The 21,531-nt window shown below is 68.2% G+C and carries 21 protein-coding genes and 2 pseudogenes; 11 read left to right on the top strand and 12 right to left on the bottom strand.

Annotation, left to right across the window (positions count from 1 at the left end; all coding sequences use genetic code 11):
- Positions 1-138: 138 nt before the first annotated feature.
- A pseudogene (locus IEZ21_RS49175) lies at positions 139-252 on the bottom strand (IS630 family transposase); the annotation flags it as partial.
- On the opposite strand from IEZ21_RS49175, the pseudogene IEZ21_RS49170 reads away from it, so the two are divergent.
- From IEZ21_RS49170 to IEZ21_RS42020, 4 genes and pseudogenes are all read left to right on the top strand, one after another.
- Positions 242-355, top strand: a pseudogene (locus IEZ21_RS49170) (DUF397 domain-containing protein); the annotation flags it as partial. The pseudogenes IEZ21_RS49175 and IEZ21_RS49170 overlap by 11 nt on opposite strands.
- A gap of 150 nt (positions 356-505) precedes the next feature.
- On the top strand, positions 506-1,243 hold the full coding sequence (locus IEZ21_RS42030; RefSeq protein ID WP_189327101.1) for a hypothetical protein: 738 nt from the start codon (positions 506-508) through the stop codon (positions 1,241-1,243).
- 224 nt (positions 1,244-1,467) lie between these two features.
- Positions 1,468-1,620 carry a hypothetical protein gene (locus IEZ21_RS42025; protein WP_373302366.1) on the top strand — a complete coding sequence of 51 codons (153 nt, stop codon included), beginning with the start codon at positions 1,468-1,470 and terminating at the stop codon, positions 1,618-1,620.
- A 91-nt stretch (positions 1,621-1,711) separates the two neighbouring features.
- Positions 1,712-2,239 carry a copper chaperone PCu(A)C gene (locus IEZ21_RS42020; protein WP_189327085.1) on the top strand — a complete coding sequence of 176 codons (528 nt, stop codon included), beginning with the start codon at positions 1,712-1,714 and terminating at the stop codon, positions 2,237-2,239.
- On the opposite strand, the gene IEZ21_RS42015 is transcribed toward IEZ21_RS42020, so the two are convergent.
- From IEZ21_RS42015 to IEZ21_RS42005, 3 genes are all read right to left on the bottom strand, one after another.
- Positions 2,209-2,427, bottom strand: a complete 219-nt coding sequence (locus IEZ21_RS42015; RefSeq protein ID WP_189327084.1) for a hypothetical protein — start codon at positions 2,425-2,427, stop codon at positions 2,209-2,211. The genes IEZ21_RS42020 and IEZ21_RS42015 overlap by 31 nt on opposite strands.
- Before the next feature lie 194 nt (positions 2,428-2,621).
- The gene (locus IEZ21_RS42010) at positions 2,622-3,467 is read right to left on the bottom strand and encodes an SDR family NAD(P)-dependent oxidoreductase (RefSeq protein ID WP_189327083.1); all 846 of its coding nucleotides are present in this window, start codon (positions 3,465-3,467) and stop codon (positions 2,622-2,624) included.
- Positions 3,468-3,495: 28 nt separating this feature from the next.
- Positions 3,496-3,894 carry a PPOX class F420-dependent oxidoreductase gene (locus IEZ21_RS42005; protein WP_189327082.1) on the bottom strand — a complete coding sequence of 133 codons (399 nt, stop codon included), beginning with the start codon at positions 3,892-3,894 and terminating at the stop codon, positions 3,496-3,498.
- 162 nt (positions 3,895-4,056) lie between these two features.
- Here IEZ21_RS42005 and IEZ21_RS42000 point away from each other — a divergent pair, with 162 nt between their 5' ends.
- Both IEZ21_RS42000 and IEZ21_RS41995 read left to right on the top strand, forming a co-directional pair.
- Entirely contained in the window at positions 4,057-4,596 is a 540-nt protein-coding gene (locus IEZ21_RS42000; protein ID WP_189327081.1) for a TetR/AcrR family transcriptional regulator, read from the top strand.
- 475 nt (positions 4,597-5,071) lie between these two features.
- Complete coding sequence (locus IEZ21_RS41995) at positions 5,072-5,884, top strand: aminoglycoside phosphotransferase family protein (protein WP_246568755.1); 813 nt, start codon at positions 5,072-5,074, stop codon at positions 5,882-5,884.
- 108 nt (positions 5,885-5,992) lie between these two features.
- Here IEZ21_RS41995 and IEZ21_RS41990 read toward each other — a convergent pair whose 3' ends face one another.
- From IEZ21_RS41990 to IEZ21_RS41980, 3 genes are all read right to left on the bottom strand, one after another.
- Positions 5,993-6,274 (bottom strand): hypothetical protein, encoded by a 282-nt coding sequence (locus IEZ21_RS41990; RefSeq protein ID WP_189327080.1) that lies wholly within the window; start codon positions 6,272-6,274, stop codon positions 5,993-5,995.
- On the bottom strand, positions 6,271-6,627 hold the full coding sequence (locus IEZ21_RS41985) for a hypothetical protein (protein ID WP_189327079.1): 357 nt from the start codon (positions 6,625-6,627) through the stop codon (positions 6,271-6,273). Before IEZ21_RS41985 ends, IEZ21_RS41990 begins: the two co-directional genes overlap by 4 nt.
- Positions 6,628-6,716: 89 nt before the next feature.
- Positions 6,717-7,142, bottom strand: coding sequence for an ATP-binding protein (locus tag IEZ21_RS41980; RefSeq protein ID WP_189327078.1), 426 nt, complete (start codon positions 7,140-7,142; stop codon positions 6,717-6,719).
- Positions 7,143-7,446: 304 nt separating this feature from the next.
- Here IEZ21_RS41980 and IEZ21_RS41975 point away from each other — a divergent pair, with 304 nt between their 5' ends.
- Genes IEZ21_RS41975 through IEZ21_RS41965 form a run of 3 tightly spaced genes read left to right on the top strand, consistent with a single transcriptional unit; the run spans position 7,447 to position 9,443 of the window.
- A complete protein-coding gene (locus IEZ21_RS41975; RefSeq protein WP_189327077.1) occupies positions 7,447-8,298 on the top strand; it encodes a DUF5753 domain-containing protein in 852 nt (283 codons plus the stop codon).
- Between the two features lie 12 nt (positions 8,299-8,310).
- Positions 8,311-8,508, top strand: a complete 198-nt coding sequence (locus IEZ21_RS41970) for a DUF397 domain-containing protein (protein WP_189327076.1) — start codon at positions 8,311-8,313, stop codon at positions 8,506-8,508.
- Positions 8,505-9,443: an ADP-ribosylglycohydrolase family protein gene (locus tag IEZ21_RS41965; protein ID WP_189327075.1), complete on the top strand. Its 939-nt coding sequence runs from the start codon at positions 8,505-8,507 to the stop codon at positions 9,441-9,443. Before IEZ21_RS41970 ends, IEZ21_RS41965 begins: the two co-directional genes overlap by 4 nt.
- Positions 9,444-9,534: 91 nt before the next feature.
- Here the strand turns inward: IEZ21_RS41965 and IEZ21_RS41960 are convergent, their stop codons facing one another.
- Together IEZ21_RS41960 and IEZ21_RS41955 are read right to left on the bottom strand one after the other, a co-directional pair.
- A complete protein-coding gene (locus IEZ21_RS41960) occupies positions 9,535-9,756 on the bottom strand; it encodes a hypothetical protein (RefSeq protein ID WP_033326538.1) in 222 nt (73 codons plus the stop codon).
- A 184-nt stretch (positions 9,757-9,940) separates the two neighbouring features.
- A complete protein-coding gene (locus IEZ21_RS41955; RefSeq protein ID WP_246568753.1) occupies positions 9,941-10,588 on the bottom strand; it encodes a TetR/AcrR family transcriptional regulator in 648 nt (215 codons plus the stop codon).
- Between the two features lie 115 nt (positions 10,589-10,703).
- Between IEZ21_RS41955 and IEZ21_RS41950 the strand changes: the two genes are divergently transcribed.
- Together IEZ21_RS41950 and IEZ21_RS41945 are read left to right on the top strand one after the other, a co-directional pair.
- On the top strand, positions 10,704-11,633 hold the full coding sequence (locus IEZ21_RS41950) for an ABC transporter permease (RefSeq protein ID WP_189327074.1): 930 nt from the start codon (positions 10,704-10,706) through the stop codon (positions 11,631-11,633).
- Entirely contained in the window at positions 11,626-12,450 is an 825-nt protein-coding gene (locus IEZ21_RS41945) for an ABC transporter ATP-binding protein (protein ID WP_189327073.1), read from the top strand. Before IEZ21_RS41950 ends, IEZ21_RS41945 begins: the two co-directional genes overlap by 8 nt.
- A 13-nt stretch (positions 12,451-12,463) precedes the next feature.
- Here IEZ21_RS41945 and IEZ21_RS48175 read toward each other — a convergent pair whose 3' ends face one another.
- The 3 genes from IEZ21_RS48175 to IEZ21_RS41935 all read right to left on the bottom strand — a co-directional run bounded on the left by IEZ21_RS48175 (position 12,464) and on the right by IEZ21_RS41935 (position 21,462).
- The gene (locus IEZ21_RS48175) at positions 12,464-13,564 is read right to left on the bottom strand and encodes a glycosyltransferase family 4 protein (protein ID WP_246568751.1); all 1,101 of its coding nucleotides are present in this window, start codon (positions 13,562-13,564) and stop codon (positions 12,464-12,466) included.
- Positions 13,561-16,437: a bifunctional glycosyltransferase/CDP-glycerol:glycerophosphate glycerophosphotransferase gene (locus IEZ21_RS48170; RefSeq protein ID WP_246568749.1), complete on the bottom strand. Its 2,877-nt coding sequence runs from the start codon at positions 16,435-16,437 to the stop codon at positions 13,561-13,563. Before IEZ21_RS48170 ends, IEZ21_RS48175 begins: the two co-directional genes overlap by 4 nt.
- An 84-nt stretch (positions 16,438-16,521) precedes the next feature.
- Positions 16,522-21,462 (bottom strand): NAD-glutamate dehydrogenase, encoded by a 4,941-nt coding sequence (locus tag IEZ21_RS41935; RefSeq protein WP_189327072.1) that lies wholly within the window; start codon positions 21,460-21,462, stop codon positions 16,522-16,524.
- Positions 21,463-21,531 lie beyond the last annotated feature (69 nt).

Genomic DNA, 21,531 nt, shown 5'->3' with positions numbered 1-21,531 from the left:
ATCAGTGATACCTCTCCCTGGGGAACACCGCACGCCACGGCCGTCCGCGACCGGCCGACCTCGGCGCCATGCCGCTCTTTCGAGCAGGAGACCGGTTACCGCGGTTGTCCACGGCTGTGCGAAGCCGGGCTCCGGCTACCGCGGCGTGACCCGAAGATCTCTCGCGACGGCCTCGGTCTTCTCACCGCGAGCGAATCGCCTGGCCGCCTCCAGACGCACCCGCTCTCGTTTCTCCTGCTCCTTGATCGTCAGATCCGCCGTTGATCAGACACTCCCCCTCCACTGGCAGAAGTCCTCCTTCTCGGGAGGAGGAGACGACGAGGACTGCGTCGAACTCGCCGTCACCGCAACCTCTCTGCACCTCCGTGTCGGCCTGGCTATAGGGTCCACACGTGCGTTGATCTTCCGGGCGGCGGCCAAGTGTCGCCGCGGACGGTGCGGGGCGCCCCGACAGCGGGGCCGCCCCGGCAGGCATACCCGTCACCATCCCACCGGAGATCACACAGTGACTGCTCAGCAGCCCCTCGCCTACGACGCGTTCGTCGAACTCGCCCTCGCCGATTCCGCCGTCGTCGGCCTCGCCCTCAAGGGTTCCCAGGCCCACGAGGGCCTGACCACCAAGCACTCCGACCACGACCTGTATGTCATCCTCGCCGATGACGCGGCAACGGATCTCACCCGGTTCACGGGCCACCGCACCCCCGAGCTCGACCTCGTCATCGTCTCCCTCGCTGGGTTCCGCACGGCCGGAATGCCCGGCTTCGAACGCTACGCCCTCGCCCGCGCTCGGGTGGTACTCGACCGGCTCGACGGAGGCATCGCCCAGATCCTGGCCGACAAGGCACGTCTCGACGCCGATGAAGCGTTCCGGGACTCCCGTGAGTGGCTCGACGCCTACGCCAACTCCCTCTACCGCTCCGTCAAGAACGACCGCGACGGCCATTCACTCGCCGCCCGCCTGGACGCCGCCGACAGCATTCGCTTCCTGCTGGAGCTGCTCTTCGCTCTCGACCGTCGCCCCCGCCCGTACAACAAGTACCTGGAGTGGGAACTCGCCCGATACCCGCTGCCCGGCTGGGACACCGACATGCTGCTCGATGCCGCAGCCCACATCTCAGGAACAGGCGACGTGCCCCTACAACGACACCTCTTCGCCCGTGTCGAGGCGGCGGCACGGCGGGCCGGACACGGGGCGGTGCTGGATTCATGGGGCGAGGACCTCGACCTGATGCGACCGCGGTAGAGGGACGTCGCGGAGGGCGGACTGCCGCCGGCACCAGCAAAAGTGGCCTTGTCGGAGCGGGTCCGCCCGCCGCTGCGATCGTCGGGACAATCCCACGCGGACGCGCCCCCCATGACGTACGCGCATCGCAGCCCCATGACCCCTATCGGGAAAAGCGTGAACACACAGGGCCAGAATGCCCTTTAGTCGCTCAAACGAGCGGCGCTTGAACGGAACCGGAAGAAATGCTCACGCCGTGGGACTCACCCCACGTCGCGGCCTCGGCTGCCCGCATTGCCGACGAGCTGGGCTGGAAGGCGAGGTACGACGCCACCGGCATGATCACGTCGGCTCGGGAGGGCTGGGTACGGCTGTACCCGGGGGCACGGCGGGACTGAGCGCGCAAAGGATCAGCCTCGCACTGTTTGCCCTAGAACATGGGGGTACTCAGGGGGGTGCAACCGGTGGGCCGGCGTGAGGGGAGCAACCATGGCGGCCCTCTTCACACTCCGCGGCCGGTGCACCCTCGCGGCGGTCGCCCTTGCCCTCACCGTGACCGCAAGCGGATGCGGCGGGGACGACGACTTCTCCCTGGCGGACTGGGACGCGCCGGGCCAGAACGCCCGCATCGGCGACATCATGATCCGGTACGCGCACGTGGCGGAACCGCGCGGCGAGCCGTGGCAGCCGGGAGACGACGTCCCTGCCTACGTGTGGCTCTACAACAAGGCCGACGAGGCCGACAAGCTCGTGGGCGCCAGCACACCGAACGCGGCCTCGGTGGACATCGTCGACTCCGACGGCAAGCCACTGCCCGACAGGGTGGACCTGCCGGCGAACCAGCTCGTGGAGCTGGAGCCGGGCAAGACCCATCTGATGCTGCGAGACGTGCGCCAGATCATCAGGAGCGGCGACTTCATGAAATTCACCACGCGGTTCAAGAACGCGGGCTCGATCACCTTCAACATCCAGTCCCAGATCCCCGCCTACGACGAAAGCCCGTCCCCGACCGGGTGAACCGCCCGCCGAGGGCTGCCAGCGCTGCGTTCTGCTGCAGCCAAGCACTCGGCTTCCCGCTTGACCTCCTCGCGGTCGGCGAGGTCGTCGAAGAATTCGGCGAGAAGGTCATCAGGCGTCTCGTAGACGCCCGCTTTGGGGTTGCTCATCGTCGGCCCTCCGTCATCCTCCTTCAAGTGTGTACTCATCCCTCGACTCCTTCTCACCCCAGCCGGATGGGCCAGGCGCACCGAGTTCGAACCAGTGATGCGGATTCTTGGAAACGGCTCTGTCCGCAGTCCCGTGAATCGACAGGTAACTTCGCTTCGCCCAGTGGACGAGAGTGGCACTCGGAAGGCTGGCCGGAGGATCAGCAAGTGTGGAGGAGCTGAGGTCTGCTGTCTCAGTCTCTCGCCGTCCTTGCTGCTGAAGCAGCCAACAACTTCTGGGTGTGCTGGTGCAGCCGCCGTGCTTCCTCGACGGTGAACCCGGGCCCGTGTGGGCTGAGCGGCTCGCCCTGCACGAAGGCGCTGAGCGGTGCGGTGGGCGGATCGTCCAGCACTTGGAGGATCGGCGTTATGGCCTCCTCGACCGACTGGGCGGACCGGCGGATGACCTCGATGTGCGCCATGATGTCCGAGGCGTACTGCCCCGAGAAGCTGGTGTTGACCGTTCCTGGGTCGAGCAACACATACCGCACGTTGGTGTCCGGTCGACGGTCCGCGAAGTCGACGCCGAGCAGGTCATTGAGCCGACCGCCTTGCATGAGCGCCCGTTGCCCGTCGTACTCCCGGGCGAGTTGCAGGTCTTCCCAATGGATTTGAGCCTGGCCGCCGGGGCCCGCGACGTTGAGGATAACTGGGGTGTCGGCGGCTTCGAGCAGGTCCACCAGCCCATGGCTCAGCACGAAGCGGCTCAGGTAGAAGTGCGCGAAGGTGTTCTCGAAGCCTTCGGCCGTGACCTGGCGGGTGGTCCGGAAATGCCGGGCGCACAGCACCAGGGTGTCAACCCTCGCAAAAGACGACCGGACGCTGTCAGCCGCTGCTCTGGTCTCGGCTATCAGGCTGAGGTCGGCATTTACGAAGTGTGCTCGCTCGGCCGCACCTCGTTGCCGCGCGGCGTCCAGCCATGCCTTGCCCTTCTCCGCGTTGCGTCCGACGACCACTACCTCGTGTCCTCTGTCCAGGTAGTGGCGGGCGACGGCCTTGCCGATTCCGTCCGTGCCGCCGGTGATGACGTGGGTCTTCATCGCCCTGCTCCTTCGTCGTTGCGGCGACTCACAGGAACCGGGCCGCGATCTTTTCCGGGGTGATGTGGATGGTGACCAGTTCCGGGAGCGTGGCGTACGACTGCGGGTTGTGTTCGGCGTAGGTCTTGCCGGTGTACTTGACCGCCAGTTCGTCCATGCGTTCGCGGGCGCCCACGCTTTCGAATCGGGCGGTGCCGCTGATCACCGCGTATCCGTAGGGATCGTCCGGCGGGTTGACTGTCACGCTGAGCCGAGGGTCGCGCCGCAGATTGCGCACTTTGACCTTGTCCACGCCGGTCACGAAGAGCAGGTTGTCTCCCTGCCTGCCTACCCAGACCACGGACTGGTGCGGACTGCCGTCGGGCTGCAGGGTCGCCACGGTGACGAAGACCCTGGAGTCGAGGACTTCCTTTAACTTCTCGGACATGTGGACCGGGCTCACGTATGACTCCTGGGGTGAGATGACCTGACGACAGGCACGCTGAACCGACGAAGAGCCACAACTATGTGACATTTGACTGGTGATTTGCAATACCCATGTGCCATCAACTGGGTGATCGGCCTCACTCTTGCGTATGCTTCGGTCACGATGAGAGCTGACGCGGCACGCAACCTGGACGCGGTCCTGCAGACCGGAGCACGTCTGCTGGCACACGACCCGAGCACGAGCATCGCGGCGATCGCAGCGGCGGCGGGCCTCGACCGACGTACCGTCTACCGCCGCTTCAAGACCCGCGAGGCACTGATGACCGCCGTCTACGCGGCCAAACTCGACGCCTGCGAGAAGGTCGTCGCCCAGGCACGGCTGACCGAGGCCTCCGTGGCGGTGGCACTGCACCGGTACGCGGAGGGCATCATCACCGTCAGCAGGCGGTGGCCCGTGGACGTCCAACAGGTGCACGACGAAGCGATGGCCGCCCGCCTCCAGCGACTGCTCGAGCAACTCGACGCCTTCATGGACCGCTCGGTCCGCGAGGGTGTCATCCGGCCCGGTCTTCCTGACCGCTGGGCCCGCTCCCTACTCGTCCACCTCACCAACATTGCCGCACACGAGATGCCGGAGCTGTCCCCCGCCCAGGGAGCCGACATGGTGGCCCAGTCCCTGATCACCGGACTCGGCGCCACCTGACGCGGCCGGCCCAGCCACGGCCGACCGGTTCACGGACGCGGGATCAGCCGACCAGCCGGGCTCACCCCGAGCGCCGGATGACCATTCAGAGGCTGCGACCGGAGTCGGGTGAAGGTCATGCCTGGATGAGGATCCGGGTTCGGAGGAGCCGGAAAGCAGGCGCCGATACGGCAGTTGGTCGGTCTGCGGCTGCAGTGGCACCAGAACACAGTCGTTCCGGACGCGCTCGACGAAAGCTCATCCGCTCGGGCGCCGTTGGACTCGGTCTTCGTTCGCGCCCGCGCTCGCCTCACAGAGATCCGGGACACCGACACCAACGTTCCCCAAGATCCCATGGCTGGAGTCTCTCAACATCGGTTCGCCGCCGCGCGAAGGCGGAGTTTCTCCCGCACTTGTGACGAGCGGGGAGCCTCCAGCGGCTGTCCGGTGGGAGGTACTGGGTCGCCATCGCCGCTGACGGTAATCGAGGTGACGCGTGTTCGGACGGCTGGGTAGCGTGAACCGAGTGTCGAGCGAGGAAGTGATGCAGGACGGTGCCCACCGTCGGGTGGTTCGGATCGGTGACACTGTCCGCAGGCCGGCCCAGCCGTGGACGCCCACCGTCCACGCGTTGCTGCGACACCTGGAGAACGTTGGCTTTGCCTACGCGCCCCGACCGCTGGGAATTGACGACGAGGGTCGTGAGGTCCTGACTTACATCGAGGGTGACTCCGGCTCGTTGGGCTGGGCCAAGGTCGTGGACGACCAGGGCCTGAGCAACTTCGCCCGGCTCCTGCGCGACTACCACGATGCCTGCGAGAGCTTTTCACCTCCACCGGGTGCGAACTGGTCCACGGATGCAGGCGGCAGGGAGGCAGGCAGCTCCGACAACGAGGTTATCTGCCATGGAGACTTCGGCCCCTGGAACGTCGTCTGGCAGGGTAACCAGCCGGTGGGAATCATCGACTGGGACTTCGCCCGCCCGGCACCACGCCTGCACGACGTGGCCTACGCGCTCGAGTACGTCGCCCCGTTCCGCGACGATGCCGAGTGCCTGCGCTGGCTGCACTATTCGGCGCCGCCCGACCGCCGTCTGAGGCTGGAGCACTTCTGCAGCGCGTACGGCCTCGACTCGACCGCGGGGATCGTCGACGCCGTCATTGCCAGACAGCAGGACAACGCCGACCTCGTGCGCCGACTGGCCGAGCAGGGGCACGAGCCCCAGGCCACCTGGGCCGCCGACGGGCTCCTGACCGAACTTGACCGCAGGATCGACTGGAGCAAGACACACCGACAACTGCTCGAGTAGCCGATTCGCCGGTCACCGACCGTACTTCTCGCTGCCATATCCAGTCGTTCGTCGGCCTAGACCGACAGGCATCACCCGGGCCGACAACCGCGTGACCTCGGCCTGGACTCAACCAAGCCAGGTCACCCGTTGGATGTACACCCGCTTCCGGTAGTCGATGATCTGATACCACACCATGAGCGGACCCATGGCGATCACGCGCAGGCCTTGCGGGTTCGTCACGCTCGCTCCGTCGCCCGGATCCTGACCCAGTGAGGCGAGTACGACGAGTTCTCTCGCGACTTCCTCGGCGGCTGCGCGTCCTTCGGCCGGCAATTCGCCGACCACCCAGTCAGGGTCCGCGCCGTACTCCCAGGCCCACTCGGGGTCCTGGGACTCCTGGTCGCTCAAGCCTCGATCTCCCGCTCGGCCTCGCGCAGAATCCTGTTGATCTCCGCCATGGCGGCACTGAACGCGGCTTCGTCGACTGTTTCGTTCTGAGAGATCCGCTCGGCCTCGTGCAGACGAGCCGCCCGTGCCGGATCCCGTTCGATCGCCACGAAGACGCCCCAGCGTTTCAGGAAGAGCTGAAGCGGGGCCGTGCTCCCGGTCTGGCTGGCCTGGTCGAACGCTCGCCCGGCTTCCAAGTCGAACTGCGGCAGGTCCACGAGGCTCACCCGCTTCACCGCCTCACGCAACGCGTCCCTGGTCAGGGGCGGCATCGGGATGATCGGCCCATCGTGATGCACCGGCTGTGCGCTCATCCCTCGATCCCTTCTCGCCCGCTGGTCAGGCCCAGTTTGCTCGTGGTCGTCACGTGCCAGGGTATCCACGTATGACCACGTCCGGCCCGTCATCGACCGAGCCCGGATGGTCCGGGCGCACCGAGTTCGAACCAGACGCCCTTGCCTCCCAGGGGCGGGCCGACGGAGTGCGCGGCGTCGGGTTCTGTGCCCCATCTCCCCTCGGTGAGTGCGTCCACGAGCCACATGCCGCGTCCGTTCTCGTCGAGGCAGCCATCTCTCAGGATGGGCGGCTGCAGATCTCCGTCGTAGACGGTGACCCGGACCGCGGCGAGCGGTTCACCGACTGTCAGCCGTAACACAGCGTCGGCCCCCTTGGCGTGTACGCAGGCGTTGGTGACGAGTTCGGAGGTGCAGAGGGCCGCGTCGTCGGCGAGGTCGTCGAGTTGCTGGGAGCGCAGGACGGAGACGACGAAGTCGCGGGCGACGCGAGGGGTGGTGTCCAGGGACGGGCAGAAGAGGGTGTATTCGGGCATGGAGGATCAACTCCGTTACAGGGGTGGGGAAATGTGGGGAGGAGGGAGCAGTAGGGGGTAGGGCGCCGGTTGGTGTCATTGCCCGTGGGGTCGACTTCACACGGGTGCGCTTCCAACTGGCGTTGGGCATAGGTGAGTTGAGCAGCCGAACACTGACGCAACGCAGCGTGTCGGCTTCAGCACTGAAGGTAGGGCGCAACCTAGTGACGGCACAAGCTAACGCCGAAAACTGCCCACTTTTCGGTGACCGTGCCGCGCTTGAGCGGCATACTCGTTCAGCCAAACCACCAGGGAGAGAGCACCAATGCCGCCAAGGAGCACCCCTACCGCCCGACAGGAGCGCCTGGGGGGCGAGCTACGCAAGATGCGTGAGCGTGCGGGAGTGACAGCCCGCGCCGCAGCCGCGCTGCTGGGCTCGAATCCCATGCAGCAGAGCGCCGTGGAAACCGGCCGCAGCGGCATCAGCGAAGAGCGCATTCGCCGCCTGGCAGCGCACTGCGCCTGTGACGACGCCGCGTACATCGATGCCTTGGTCGTCATGGCCACTGAGCGCGGGAAAGGCTGGTGGGAGGATTTCCGGGGCGTCATCCATCCCGGCGGGCTCGACCTGGCAGAGCTCGAACACCACGCCGTAGGCGTCCGCACCTTCCAAGTGACTCATATCCCAGGGCTGTTCCAGACCGAGGACCACATGCGAGCCGTCTTCCGCTTCGCCTCGCCCGACTGGCCGCGTAAGGATCAGGACGCCCACGTCGAGTTCCGCACACGTCGACAGCAGATCATCACCGGTCAGCGTGCGACGCCGTACGAGGCCGTGATCCATGAGGCCGCACTTCGCATCCGAGTTGGCGGCCGGAAGACTGCACGATCCCAGCTCGAACGCATCCTTGAACTCTCCGCGCTGGATCACGTGACCGTACGCGTGGTCCCCTTCGACAGTGAGGACTTCGCCGGAGCCGGACACTCCATGCTCTACGTGCGCGGCCCCGTCCCCCAACTCGACACGGTGCAATTGGACACCGCCCATGGGGGCAGGCTCCTCGATGCCGAGTCTCTGCTCCAGCAATACCGGAGGCGCTTCGACCAGGTCGTCACCACAGCCCTGACGCCGAAGCAGTCCCAAGACCTCATCACTCACATCACCACGGAACTCTGAAAGGCTCCCAACGTGTCCGCCCCCATCCAGTGGCAGAAGTCGACGTTCTCCGGTGGTGGTTCAAGCGAGGACTGCGTCGAACTCGCCACCGCCGACACTGCGATACGCCTCCGCGAAAGCGAACGCCCAACAGCCTTCCTCACCGCAGCCCCCGCCTCCCTGCGCGCCCTCCTCTCCACCCTCAAGGCCGGCCGCCTCGCCTCACGATGACGCCGGCCGACCGCACATCACGCGCCCTCGGGACCGTCCTCGGCTCCGCCGTCGGGGACGCCCTGGGCGCGCCCTTCGAATTCGGACCCGAAGGGGCGTTCTCGGCACGGTTTCCCAAGCCCGGTGGCGGCGGCGAGATGTGCGGAGGCGGCGGCTGGGACCCCGGTGAAGCCACCGACGACACGCAGATGGCTGTACTCGTCGGGGAGTCGCTGCTGGAGTGCGGTGGGCTCGAACTGGCCGACATCTTCCGGCGGTTCCAGCGGTGGGCGGTGTCCGGGCCCAAGGACATCGGGCTGCAGACCGAGGACGTCCTCACCAGCGGAGAACCCTGGGACTTCGCCGCCGCGCTCCACTTCCAGGTCAATCAACGGGCGGCGGGAAACGGGGCGTTAATGCGGGCGGCCACGTCCGCCGTGTACTTCGCGGGCGGTGGTACGGAGGCCACGATGGACGCCGGGCGTCGCATCGCCGCGCTCACCCACGGCGACCGGGCGGCCTGGGAGGGGACGGCGCTCTTTCACGAACTGGTCCGGGTGGCTCTGAGCGGGGGCGATCCGCTCGATGCGCTGCCGGGCGCCCTGGATCTCGTACACCCGGATCATCGGGCGCGGTACACGGCCGTCCTCGCGCCGGACTGGCATCCCGACCAGGCCACCGAGTTCAACGGGGCTGTGTGGCCTTGCCTCGGGTCCGCCGTGTGGGCGCTGCGTACCACCGATTCGTACGAAGGTGCCGTGCGGGCCGCCGTGGACCTGGGCGGGGACACCGACACCGTGGCGGCGGTCACGGGTGGGCTCGCGGGGGCGGTGTACGGGGCGGACGCCATCCCGTCGCGGTGGACCGAGCCGTTGCAGGTGCCGCTGCCGGGGTTCGACGGGCGGGTGCTGCGGGCGGCGGAGCTGGTGGGGCTGGCGGAGCGGCTGGCTCGGTAGCCACGCCGCGGGCGCGGAGACACGTTCGCCGCGGGCGGGACGGCGGTCCCAGTCCGCGGCGAGCGTTAGCGAGCGTTTCCGACGGGATCCGTCAGAGCTTGTCCATGCGGGTGTAGGGGCTGACGATTCGGGCCTGGCGGGCGCCGAAGTCGACGAGCATCGCGACGCCGTCCTCGACGCCGACGATCGTGCCCAGGCCGAACTGGTCGTGCGACACTCGGTCGCCCAGCTCGAAGTGCTTGGCGACCGGGGCAACCGGAGCTTTGAAGGGACTGGTGGGCAGATGGCGCCGGGGCGCGGAAGGCTTCGTCATCGTGTTACCAGTATGCGCCCCCGGAGGCTCCGAAAGTGAGTCACTGATGACAACGATCCGGTCGCTGCGGGGGCCGACCGGCCCTACGGCACGCGGATTCGCCGGGCCGAGGGCCTGGATTCACCGGGCCTGGGGCCCGTAAGAGGCCCGCAAGAGACGGCTTCGCCCGCCCCTTACAACGCCCTTACAACGCCTTGAGCGCCGCCGCCGTGGCCCGTGCCAGTTTCTCCAGGTAACCCTTCGGCAGCTTCGTGTCGCGGATCACCACCAAGCGCCAGTACAGCGGTCCGGAGATCAGGTCGAGGGCCATCTCGTCGTCTATGCCCATACGGACCTCGCCGCGCCGCTCGGCCGCCGCGACGATGCCGCTCGCGACGCCCTCCTGCCCTTCCCGCAGGGCCTTCTGCATGGCCTGGGCGATGTCCGGGTTGCGGGCCGCCTCCGCCTGGAGGTCGGGGATGACCTGCGAGGCGACGGGGTGGCGCAGGGCGCGGGACGTGACCTCGTACAGCAGCCGCAGGTCTCCCTCCAGGGTGCCGGTGTCGGGGGCCGGCAGTCCCTGTACGGCGATCGCCGACACCAGGTCGAGCACCAGGTGCAGCTTGGAACGCCACCGGCGGTAGACCGCCGTCTTGCCGACGCCCGCGCGGCGCGCGATCCCCTCGATGGACATCCGGGCGTAGCCGACGGCCGCGAGTTCCTCGAAGACGGCCGACCGGATGGCTTCCGTCACATCCTCGCGGAGTACGGCCGCCCCGGCGGGAGCCCTTCGGCGTGGCTGCTGAGGGCCCTGGGCGGCTTCGTCGGCTTTCCCGTCGGGGTTCGTCGTCATGCCGCACAGCATAGGGGCGTTACGACGAAACGGTTGCGTTCCGACGTCGAATCGGCCTACGCTCACGTTGCGACGATACGGTCCCGTCCCGACGTAAACGCCAAAGGATGCCGATGTGAGTCAGGTCCTCGACACAGCGCCTCCGGCGCCGGCCCACCCCGACGCCCCGCCCGACGACGACCCCGCGGCACTCGCCGCCCGCTACGGCCTGACGGTCAGCGGCGCCCGCCCCTCGCTGCCCGCGTACGTCCGCGAGCTGTGGGCGCGGCGGCACTTCATCACGGCGTTCGCGACGGCCAGGCTCACCGCGCAGTACAGCCAGGCGAAGCTCGGGCAGGTCTGGCAGGTGGCGACGCCGTTGCTGAACGCGGCGGTCTACTACTTCATCTTCGGCGTCCTGATGGGCACCAAGCATGGCGTGCCGGACTACGTCCCGTTCCTGGTCACGGGCGTGTTCGTGTGGACGTTCACGCAGAGTTCGATCATGGCGGGCACGCGGGCGATCTCCGGCAGCCTCGGCCTGGTCAGGGCGCTGCACTTCCCGCGAGCCGCGCTGCCGGTGTCGTACGCGCTGCAACAGCTACAGCAGCTGCTGTTCTCGATGGCGGCGCTGATCGTGATCCTGCTCTGCTTCGGAGTTCCGGTCGGCGTGTCGTGGCTGCTGGCGCTCCCGGCTCTGGCACTTCAGTTCGTGTTCAACGCGGGCGTGGCGATGATCATGGCGCGGTTGGGGGCGAAGACACCGGACATCGCGCAACTGATGCCGTTCGTGCTGCGGACCTGGATGTACGTCTCGGGTGTCATGTGGAGCATCGACAGGGTGCTCAGCGCCCACCAGGACATGCCGCACGTCGTACTGCTCGCGCTGGAGTGCAATCCGGCCACGGTCTACATCGACCTCATGCGGTTCGCGCTGATCGACAGCTTCCACGCGAGCCAGTTGCCGCACCACGCGTGGCCGCTCGCGATCGGCTGGGCGCTGCTCGCGGGCGTCGGCGGCTTCATCTACTTCTGGAAGGCCGAGGAGACGTACGGACGTGGCTGAGCAAGCAGAGAACCCAAAGCACACTGAGCACGCTGAGCACAACGAGAAGATCCCCACCGTCATCGCCGACCGCGTCGACATCGTCTACCGGGTCAACGGCACCGGCGCCGGCCGCGGCTCCGCGACCGCCGCGCTCAACCGCATCGTGCGCGGCAGAAAGGCCGAGCAGGCGGCGGGCGTACGCAAGGTGCACGCCGTGAAGAGCGTGTCCTTCACCGCGTACAAGGGCGAGGCCATCGGCCTGATCGGCACGAACGGGTCCGGCAAGTCGACCCTGCTCAAGGCGGTCGCGGGGCTGCTGCCCGTGGAGAGCGGCCGTATCTTCACGCACGGCCAGCCCTCCCTCCTCGGTGTGAACGCGGCCCTGATGAACGACCTGACCGGTGAGCGCAACGTCCACCTCGGCGGGCTCGCCATGGGCATGTCCCGCGAGCAGGTCCGCGAGCGGTACCAGGAGATCGTCGAGTTCTCCGGCATCAACGAAAAGGGCGACTTCATCACACTGCCCATGCGGACGTACTCCTCCGGAATGGCGGCGCGGCTTCGGTTCTCCATCGCCGCCGCCAAGGACCACGACGTACTGATGATCGATGAGGCGCTGGCCACCGGAGACCGCTCCTTCCAGAAACGCTCCGAGACTCGGATCCGTGAGCTGCGCAAGCACGCCGGCACGGTGTTCCTGGTCAGCCACAACAACAAGTCCATCCGGGATACGTGCGACCGGGTGCTGTGGCTCGAGCGGGGGGAGCTCCGGATGGACGGGCCGACCGGCGAAGTCCTCGCGGCATACGAGGAGTTCACCGGCGGAAGGCGCTGACGGACGGACCTCCTCAGCGCTCCAGGAAAGCAAACAGCTCCTCCCAGCGCCGTACGACCTCATCCGTCCCGTATCGCTGGATGTTCGCCCTCGCCGCAGCCCCCATCCGGTCCCGCAGCTCCTTGTCCGACATCAACGTGCCCAGCCTGCGGGCCAGTTCGCCCGTGTTGCCGAGCGCTGCGAGCAAACCGTCCTCCCCGTCCCGGACGATCTCGCGTACTCCGGGCGCGCAGTCGAACGCGACGCACGGCAGGCCCGTAGCCATCGCCTCCATCAGGGCGAGCGGGAAACCCTCCCCCCGCGACGACTGGACGAAGACCGAGCCGCCGCGCAACGCGCTCGCCACAGCGCCCGTACTCCCCATCCACTCCACGGAGTTGTCGAGCCCCAGTGCCGTGCACTGCTTTTTCAGGAGCTCCTCGTCCTCCCCGGAACCGTAGATCCGCAGGGTCCAGCCAGGGTGGTGCGGGGCGACCTCGGACCAGGTGTCGAGGAGCATGTCGATGCCCTTCTGGTCGTGCAGGCGGCCCATGCTGACGACCACGTTCGCGGTGCGCGGCGAGGGGACGTCGGGCATGAAGGGCAGTGGATTCGGCATGTACGAGGCGTTGTTGAGGCCCTCGCCGATCCACAGGTCGGCGTCCTCGCGGGTCAGGGTCAGCAGGCGGTCGACGTCGCGGTAGTGCTTGAGCACGCGCCGGAAGCGTCCGGCCGCCTTGGAGTACGCGTACGACTCGTGGCTCATGCCGATGACGGTCAGGCTGCGTGTGTCGGCCAGTTCCACCCACTCCATGGCCCACACCTGCGTGACGATCACGACCGCGCCGGGCCGAGCCGCCCGGAACAGCGCCGTCAGCCTGGCGGCCTGCTCGCGCATGCTCGCCCGGCGGGCACGGCCGGGGCGGGGCGGCCGTCCGGAGTGCAACGTCTTGGTCCGATACGGAAGTTCGCCCAGCTCCTGCTCGACCTCGGCCGGAGCGATGCCGACGACGTGCACGCGATGCCCGCGCCCGGTGAACAGCCGGGCCATCTGGTGCGACCAACTCGTCACTCCGCCCAGCTCGTTGACGCTGTTGGAGACGAAGAAGACGTCCCGCTCCGGATACCCGCTCACGCGCGCCTCCACTGGGAGAAGAACTGCTCGACGACGCTCCGCGCCGCGTCCCCCTTGTCGTACTCGCCGAAGTCCGCGACGAACCGCTCCCGCGCCGCCGCGTACTTGACCACCTGCTTCTCCAACGAGCCGAGGACGGCGTGCAGTTCGTCCTCGGTGCGCACGACGGGTCCGGGCGCCCGTTCCAGCAGGTCGAAGTAGGTCCCGCGGCCCTCGTACACGTACTCCTCGTAGTCGTACGCGAAGAAGAACATCGGCCGGTCGAGGAGGGCGTAGTCGAACATCACGGACGAGTAGTCGGTGATCAGGCCGTCGGCGAGCGCCAGGAGCGGTGTCACGTCGTGATGCGTCGATACGTCGATGACGCGGCCCCGTACGGACGGCGGGAGCACCACGTGGTCGAGGTAGTGCGAGCGGACGAGGAGGACGTAGCGGTCGCCGAAGGTGTCCGCGAAGCGCTCCACGTCGAAGGGCAGCTCGAAGCGGCGCTGCCCACGTCCGCGGAAGGTGGGCGCGTACAACAGGACCCTCCTGTCCTCCGGGATGCCCAACTCTGCGGCCAGCGGCGGTCGTTCGGTGGACTGGCGGGCCCGTACGAGCGCGTCGTTGCGTGGATAACCCACCCGCAGCAGCGTCTTCTCCTTGAGGCGGAAGGCGCGGGCGAGCGTGCGGACGTCGTGCTCGGAGCGGATCAGGAAGCGGTCGAAACGATCCAGCGTGCGCTGCTGCTCCTCTTGCCGGCGACGGGACTTGAGCTTCCACTCGGGTTCGTCGAAGCCCATCCGCTTGAGCGCCGAGCCGTGCCAGGTCTGGATGTACGTGGTCCGGGGCCGCTTGGTGAGCTTCAGCGGATAGCTCTGGTTGTCGATCCAGAACTCGGCCCGGGCCAGCGCCTGGAGATAGGGCAGTGACCAGCGGCGTACGAGAGTGGCATCGGACGGAAAGCCCACCGGACTGCCGCTGTACGACCACACCGCCTCGAACTCCAGGCCCTGGCGCCGCATTTCCTCGTAGATCGCCCGCGGACTGTCGCTGTACTGCCGGCCCAGGTGGCTCTCGAAGACGACCAGGCGTTTCTTCACGGGCAGCCGGCTGAACACCTCGTGGTACAGCCGGATCTTGGTGTCGCCGGAGGTCAGCTTCTTGCGCACCGCCTTCGCCTTCCGGTACCCGGACTTGGCGAGCCGGCCCGGCGGCCCCTGTACGCCGCGCGCGACGAAGGCGTCCACCTGCTCGTGGGACACGAGCCGGAAGCAGAGATGGCCGCGTGCGGAGATCTCGGGTTCGATGTGGTGGGCGGCCAGGCGGGTGAGCCGGGGCCTGACGGGCAACTGCCCGGTGGCCAGGCCGGGTTCGGAGGCGGTGAGGCGGGTCGTGGTGCGGGTTCCGTCGACGTCGAGATGGAGGCGTACGTCCCATACGGCGTCCACGATGCCCAGCGGACGCAGCCCGCGCGCGAGGTCCGCCGAGGCCTCCCAGGCGATGGTCTCGCCCTCGTGCCGCAGGGTGGCCACCGGGAAGCGGAAGGTCTGGAGGCGCAGGCTCTTGCGGCGGGCGTAGAACTCCAGCTCGCCGCTGAGCAGCGCGCCGGGCGGGACGACGCCGAGGGGGTTGGTGATGCGCCCGGCCAGCCGGACCGTGCCGGCCGCTTCCGCGTAGCCGGTCAGGGCGTTGCGCAGGAACATCTTCTCGACGGGCTTGGTGTGGTAGCCGAGTTCGGTGACGTCCATGACCTGCCGCCCGAAGCCGTCGCCGTCTCCGTCGAGATGACCGGCGTCGCACCAGTAGATCCGCCCGTCGCGTTCGAGGAGCGGCGAGGAGATCTTGTCGCGGTTGGTGAGCGTGTCCACGGCCGGGAGGAGGTGGTCCCAGTCGCTCCCCCGCAGCAGATGGGCGCAGATGGCGTGGATGGGTTCCACCTCGTCGAACGCGGCGTGGTCGATCGAGTCGAGGTAGTCGCGGGTGAGCGCGGCAAACTCGTGGCGGTAGGCGGCGTCCCGGAACGGCAGGTCGCGCAGGTGCAGCACCAGATCATGCTTGAGGAACTTGACGTCCTTGTGGAACTTCAGCTCCAACAGGCCCTGTTCCGCGAGCAGTTGGTCGACCCGGCGGTGGATCTCCATCCGTTGCGCGAAGTTGGCGATCTCGTCACGCCGGTTGCTGATCGACTTCGTGGCGGCCTTCTCGACGACGTTCCAGTCGTACACGCGGTTCGGGATCAGGGTGATGCGGCGGGCGGCGGCGTACGCCTGCGCCGAGAAGAGCAGGTCCTCGTAGTGGATGCCGACGGGGAAGCGCAGGTCCCGGTCCAGCAGGAACTGTCTGCGGTAGCACTTGTTCGTCGACAGGGTGTCGAAGACCAGCAGGTCGGGCAGCTCGGCGATCGACTCGAGGGTGCGGGTGCGCTCGTACAGCCAGGGGTACCACTTGACCTCCTTGCGGCTGCGCGAGTCCACGTGTACGCGGACGCACAGCCCGGAGACGAGGTCGGCGCCGGTGGTCTCGGCCGCTTCCAGGAGGTTCCGGCAGGCGTTGCGCTCCAGTACGTCGTCGCTGTCGAGGAAGACGACGTACGTACCGCGTGCCTGCTCGATGCCGTGGTTGCGCGGCGCGCCGCAGCCACCGCTGTTCTCCGGGAGCCGGTAGGCGCGTACGCGCTCGGGGTGCTCGGCGGCGAGCCGCCGGGCCACCTCGTACGAGCCGTCCGTGCTGCGGTCGTCCACGATCACGACCTCGACGCCGCGCAGCGTCTGCGCCAGCACGGACTGGACGGCCGTCGGCAGGCGGGACTCGTCGTTGTAGACGATGACGACGACGGTGACGTCGGGCACGGCAGCGGTGGCGTCGGGCGGCCGGGACGGATCCACGTTCATCCCATGAATCCTAAATGTCCCGGTCGCCCCCGTCCGCGCACATACCGCCGTACGTACCGACGCGCGTACCGACGTACCTACCGCCTACGAATGCGTACGCAACAACGTCCGCATCGTCCGCATCGCCACCGACAGGTTCGCCAGGTCGAAGGCCTCGGAGCCCTGGATCTCCTCCAGGGTCGTACGGGCCCGGCTCAGGATCGCCGCGTTCTTCTGCTCCCAGGCCTTGAAGCGCTGCTCCGGCGTGGCCGCGCCGTTTCCGCAGGCGAGGACGTCGGAGGTGAGCGCCGCGTGGGCCGCGTACAGGTCCTCGCGGATGGAGGCGCGGGCCATGGACTGCCAGCGGTCCGCGCGCGGGAGCTCGATGATGCGGTCCATCAGCTGGGTGATGCGGAGGCGGTCGGCGAGGTCGTAGTACACCTCGGCGACGGCCATCGGGTCCTTGCCGGTGCGGTCGGCGACCGCGACGACGTCGAGCGCCGGGAAGGCCGCGGAGAACCCTGCGACGCGCTGGGCGAGCTCGTCCGGGACACCGGCCTCCGACAGCTCGTCGTAGATCCGCTGGTACCACTCCAGGTCCGCGCCGCGCAGCATGTTGGGCAGCTCGGCCCAGACCCGTGCGACCCCCTCGCTGAAGAAGTCGATCGTCTCGGCGAGCTCGAGCGGCTGCGGCCGGTTGTTGAGCAGCCAGCGGGTGCCGCGCTCGACGAGACGGCGGGAGTGCAGTCGGATACGGGTCTGGACGGCCGCCTCGACCCTGTTGTCGAGCGCCTCGACCTCGTCCCACACCTCGCTCAGCCCGAAGATCGCGCGGGCCGCGGTCTGCGCCCGGACGATCTCCTCGAGGGAGGCTCCGGTCTCCTCGCGCAGTCGGTGCAGGAAGCTCGTACCGCCCGTGTTGACCGTGTCGTTGACCAGCACCGTCGTGGTGATCTCACGGCGCAGCGGGTGGTTGTCGATCTGCCCGATGAACTGCTCGCGCAGCGCGGTCGGGAAGTACGCGTGCAGCAGATTCTGCAGGTACGGGTCGTCGGGCAGCGAGGTGCGCAGCAGCTCGTCGGCGACCGTGATCTTCGTGTACGCGAGGAGGACGGCCGTCTCCGGCTGGGTCAGGCCGTGCCCGGTGTTGAGGCGCTCGCGGATCTGTCGCTCGGTGGGCATGAACTCCAGGGCCCGGTCGAGGTGCCCGGCGCGCACCAGGTGGCGCAGGTAGCGGTGCTGGGCGTGGAGCATGTCCGGGGACTGGGCCTGTGCGTTGGAGAGCGCGACGTTCTGCGCGTAGTTGTTGCGCAGGACCAGCCCGCCGACCTCGTCGGTCATCTCGGCGAGCAGCTTGTTGCGCTGCTTGACGGTCATGTCGCCGTCCGCGACGACCGTGTTGAGCAGGATCTTGATGTTCACCTCGTGGTCGGAGGTGTCCACGCCCGCGCTGTTGTCGATGGCGTCGGTGTTGACCTTGCCGCCATGCTGCGCGAACTCGATCCGGCCGAGCTGGGTCAGGCCCAGGTTGCCGCCCTCGCCGACGACCTTGACCCTGAGGTCGGCGCCGTCCACGCGGATCGCGTCGTTGGCCTTGTCGCCGACGTCCGCGTGCGTCTCGGTCGACGCCTTCACGTACGTACCGATGCCGCCGTTCCACAGCAGGTCGACCGGTGCCTTGAGGATGGCCCGCATCAGATCGGCCGGGGTCATCTTGGCGACGCCGCCCTCGATGCCGAGAGCCCTGCGGATGTGGCTGTTGAGCGGGATGGCCTTGGCGGTACGCGGGAAGATGCCGCCGCCCTGCGACAGCAGCTCCTTGTTGTAGTCGGCCCAGGAGCTGCGCGGCAGCTCGAAGAGGCGGCGGCGCTCGGCGTACGAGGTGGCCGCGTCCGGGTTCGGGTCGATGACGATGTGCCGGTGGTCGAAGGCGGCGACCAGGCGGATGTGCTCGGACAGCAGCATGCCGTTGCCGAACACGTCGCCGGACATGTCGCCGACGCCGACGACGGTGAACTCGTCGGTCTGGGTGTTCACGCCCAGCTCCCGGAAGTGCCGCTTCACGGACTCCCAGGCGCCGCGGGCGGTGATGCCCATCTTCTTGTGGTCGTAGCCGGCGCTGCCGCCCGAGGCGAAGGCGTCGCCGAGCCAGAAGTTGTAGCTCTGCGCGACTTCGTTGGCGATGTCCGAGAAGGTCGCGGTGCCCTTGTCGGCGGCGACGACGAGGTAGGTGTCGTCCTCGTCGTGCCGTACGACGTCGGCGGGCGGTACGACCTCACCGGCCACCATGTTGTCGGTGATGTCGAGCAGCGCCGAGATGAAGGTCTTGTAGCTGCGGATGCCTTCGGCCAGCCAGGCGTCGCGGTCCACGGACGGGTCCGGCAGCTGCTTGGCGACGAAGCCGCCCTTCGCGCCGACCGGCACGATGACGGTGTTCTTGACCATCTGCGCCTTGACCAGGCCGAGGATCTCCGTGCGGAAGTCCTCACGGCGGTCGGACCAGCGCAGACCGCCGCGCGCGACCTTCCCGAACCGCAGGTGCACGCCCTCGACACGAGGTGAGTACACCCAGATCTCGTACGCCGGACGCGGCGCCGGAAGGTCGGGGATGGCCGTCGGGTCGAACTTCATGGAGACGTACTCGTGCGGCTTGGCGCCCGCCGCCTCCTGGAAGAAGTTGGTGCGCAGGGTCGCCTTGATGACGGTCAGGAACGACCGCAGGATCCGGTCCTCGTCGAGGGAGGCGACCTGGTCGAGGGCGGCGTCCAGCTCCTCGAGGAGGGCGTCGGTCAGTTCCGTACCCGCCCGCTGGCGGTCCGGGGACATCCGCGCCTCGAAGAGGGAGACGAGCAGCCGGGTGGTGTGGACGTTGTTGCGGAGGGTGTCCTCCATGTAGTCCTGGCTGAAGGTGGAGCCGGCCTGGCGCAGGTACTTCGCGTACGCGCGCAGCACCATGGCCTGCCGCCAGCTCAGCCCGGCGCTCAGGACGAGCGAGTTGAAGCCGTCGTTCTCCGCCTGCCCCGTCCAGGTCGCCGAGAAGGCGTCCTGGAAGCGCTCGCGGGCGTCGTCGGCGAGATAGTCGCCGCTGCCCTTGGTGGGGGGCACGCGCAGGCCGAAGTCGTAGATCCAGGCGGAAGTGCGGTCCGAGCAGCGCAGCTCGTACGGGCGCTCGTCGGTGACCTCGACGCCGAGCCGGGTGAGGACCGGCAGGACGGCGGAGAGGGAGACCGGCGCTCCGGTGCGGTAGATCTTGAAGCGACGCTCGCCGGGCGCGGCGCCCACCGGCTCGTACAGGCTGAGCGCGAAGTCCTTGCCGTCGCCGAGCTGCTCCAGGTTCACCAGGTCGGCGACCGCCGCACGCGGGTTGTGGTCGGCCTTGTAGCCCTCGGGGATGGCGTTCCCGTACCGGCGCAGCAGTTCGGCCGCGCGCTCCTCGCCGCACTCGGCGTTCAGCGCCTCGGCGAAACCATCGTCCCAGGAGCGGGCGGCCTCGACGAGCCGGGCCTCGATGCGCTCCTTGTCGGCGTCGGACAGCTCCGGCAGCTCGGTGCCCTGCGGGACGCGGACCACGAAGTGCAGCCGGGACAGGATCGACTCGGTGTTCCAGGCGGTGAAGTCGACGCTGGTGCCGCCGAGTTCCTCCTTCAGGAGGTCGATGATCCGCAGGCGTACGGCGGTGGTGTAGCGGTCGCGCGGCAGGTAGACGAGGGCCGAGTAGTAGCGGCCGTACTCGTCCTGGCGCAGGTAGAGGCGGAGCCGGCGGCGCTCCTGCAGGTAGAGGACGGAGGTGACGATGGAGCGCAGCTCGTCGACCGGGGTCTGGAACAGCTCGTCACGGGGGTACGTCTCCAGGATCTGCAGCAGATCGCGCCCGTCGTGGCTGTTGGGCGAGAAGCCCGCACCCTTGAGGACCTCCTGGACCTTGCGGCGGATGACCGGCACACGGCGTACGGACTCGGTGTACGCGGCGGAGGAGAAGAGCCCGAGGAAGCGCCGCTCACCGATGACGTTCCCGTTCCCGTCGAACCTCTTCACGCCGATGTAGTCGAGGTAGGACGGCCGGTGCACGGTGGAGCGGCTGTTGGCCTTGGTGAGGATGAGGAGCTTGTGCTCGCGGGCCTTGGCGCGCGCGTCGGCGGGGAGCCGGCTGAAGGAGTGCGAGTGGCCGTGGGCGTCGTCGCCGCTGTGGTGCGGGTCGGCGCGCAGAATGCCGAGGCCGGTGCCGGGTACGGCGGCGAGGGAGTCGTCCTCCGTCAGTTCGTACTCGCGGTAGCCGAGGAAGGTGAAGTGGTCGGCGGCCAGCCAGCGCAGCAGCTCGCGGGCCTCCTCGACGTCCTCGTCGCGCAGATCGTCGGCGGTGGGCTCGGCCGGCAGGTCGTCGGCGATGCGCAGCGCGGCGTCCCGCATCTTCTCCCAGTCCTCGACGGCCTCGCGGGTGTCGGACAGCACGCGCAGCAGGTCGGCGGTGATCTGCTTCAGGTCGGCGCGGTCGGTCTCGCGGTCGATCTCGACGTGGATCCAGGACTCGATGTGGGCGTCGTGCGGCAGGTCCTCGGCGGCGGGCCGGGTGGGCTGCACCTCGATGAGCTTGCCGGTGACATCGCGCCGCACGACGAACTGGGGGTGGATGACGACATGGATGCCGCGACCCTGCCGTGACAGCTCGTTGGTCACGGAGTCGACGAGGAAGGGCATGTCGTCGGTGACCACCTCGACGACGGAGTGGCTGCAGGTCCAGCCGTTCTCCTCGACGGTCGGGGTGTGGACCCGCACATTGGCCGTGCCCTGGGGGCGGTTCTCGGCCAGTCGGTAGTGGGAGAAGGCGGCTCCGAAGACATCGACCGGGTCACGGTCGGTGAGGTCCTCCGGGGCGGTGTGCAGGTAGTAGCGCTGGAGGAACGTGAGCACGGTGGCGTGGTCCGGGGTGTCGGAGGTGCCCTCGTCCTTCGTCCCGGTCGGTAGATGCACCCCGGCCGGGCTGTTCTCAGCTACCCGGGCGGCCCGTTCGAGCAGCTCGGCCTTGGCTTCGTCCAGCTTGGTCTGCATTGTCCTCTGGCTCCTGTCGCGCGCCGTTGCGTGACGCCGAAAAACGTGAAGTGACGTAGCGCCGCGACG

Origin of the sequence: Streptomyces flaveus (assembly GCF_014647675.1) — a bacterium.
Taxonomy (GTDB): domain Bacteria; phylum Actinomycetota; class Actinomycetes; order Streptomycetales; family Streptomycetaceae; genus Streptomyces; species Streptomyces flaveus.
Note: the sequence above shows the minus strand (reverse complement) of the source record. Positions and strands in the feature narration are given on the sequence as shown.

Bases quoted from the DNA above. Each gene is read 5' to 3' on its own strand.
- IEZ21_RS42025 (WP_373302366.1), top strand. From the start codon at position 1,468: ATGCTCACGCCGTGGGACTCACCCCACGTCGCGGCCTCGGCTGCCCGC.
- IEZ21_RS41965 (WP_189327075.1), top strand. From the start codon at position 8,505: ATGACGCCGGCCGACCGCACATCACGCGCCCTCGGGACCGTCCTCGGC.
- IEZ21_RS41985 (WP_189327079.1), bottom strand. From the start codon at position 6,627: ATGAGCGCACAGCCGGTGCATCACGATGGGCCGATCATCCCGATGCCG.
- IEZ21_RS42005 (WP_189327082.1), bottom strand. From the start codon at position 3,894: ATGTCCGAGAAGTTAAAGGAAGTCCTCGACTCCAGGGTCTTCGTCACC.
- IEZ21_RS48170 (WP_246568749.1), bottom strand. From the start codon at position 16,437: ATGAACGTGGATCCGTCCCGGCCGCCCGACGCCACCGCTGCCGTGCCC.
- IEZ21_RS41975 (WP_189327077.1), top strand. From the start codon at position 7,447: ATGCCGCCAAGGAGCACCCCTACCGCCCGACAGGAGCGCCTGGGGGGC.
- IEZ21_RS41955 (WP_246568753.1), bottom strand. From the start codon at position 10,588: ATGACGACGAACCCCGACGGGAAAGCCGACGAAGCCGCCCAGGGCCCT.
- IEZ21_RS41935 (WP_189327072.1), bottom strand. From the start codon at position 21,462: ATGCAGACCAAGCTGGACGAAGCCAAGGCCGAGCTGCTCGAACGGGCC.
- IEZ21_RS42020 (WP_189327085.1), top strand. From the start codon at position 1,712: ATGGCGGCCCTCTTCACACTCCGCGGCCGGTGCACCCTCGCGGCGGTC.
- IEZ21_RS41960 (WP_033326538.1), bottom strand. From the start codon at position 9,756: ATGACGAAGCCTTCCGCGCCCCGGCGCCATCTGCCCACCAGTCCCTTC.
- IEZ21_RS42000 (WP_189327081.1), top strand. From the start codon at position 4,057: ATGAGAGCTGACGCGGCACGCAACCTGGACGCGGTCCTGCAGACCGGA.
- IEZ21_RS42015 (WP_189327084.1), bottom strand. From the start codon at position 2,427: ATGAGTACACACTTGAAGGAGGATGACGGAGGGCCGACGATGAGCAAC.
- IEZ21_RS41980 (WP_189327078.1), bottom strand. From the start codon at position 7,142: ATGCCCGAATACACCCTCTTCTGCCCGTCCCTGGACACCACCCCTCGC.
- IEZ21_RS42010 (WP_189327083.1), bottom strand. From the start codon at position 3,467: ATGAAGACCCACGTCATCACCGGCGGCACGGACGGAATCGGCAAGGCC.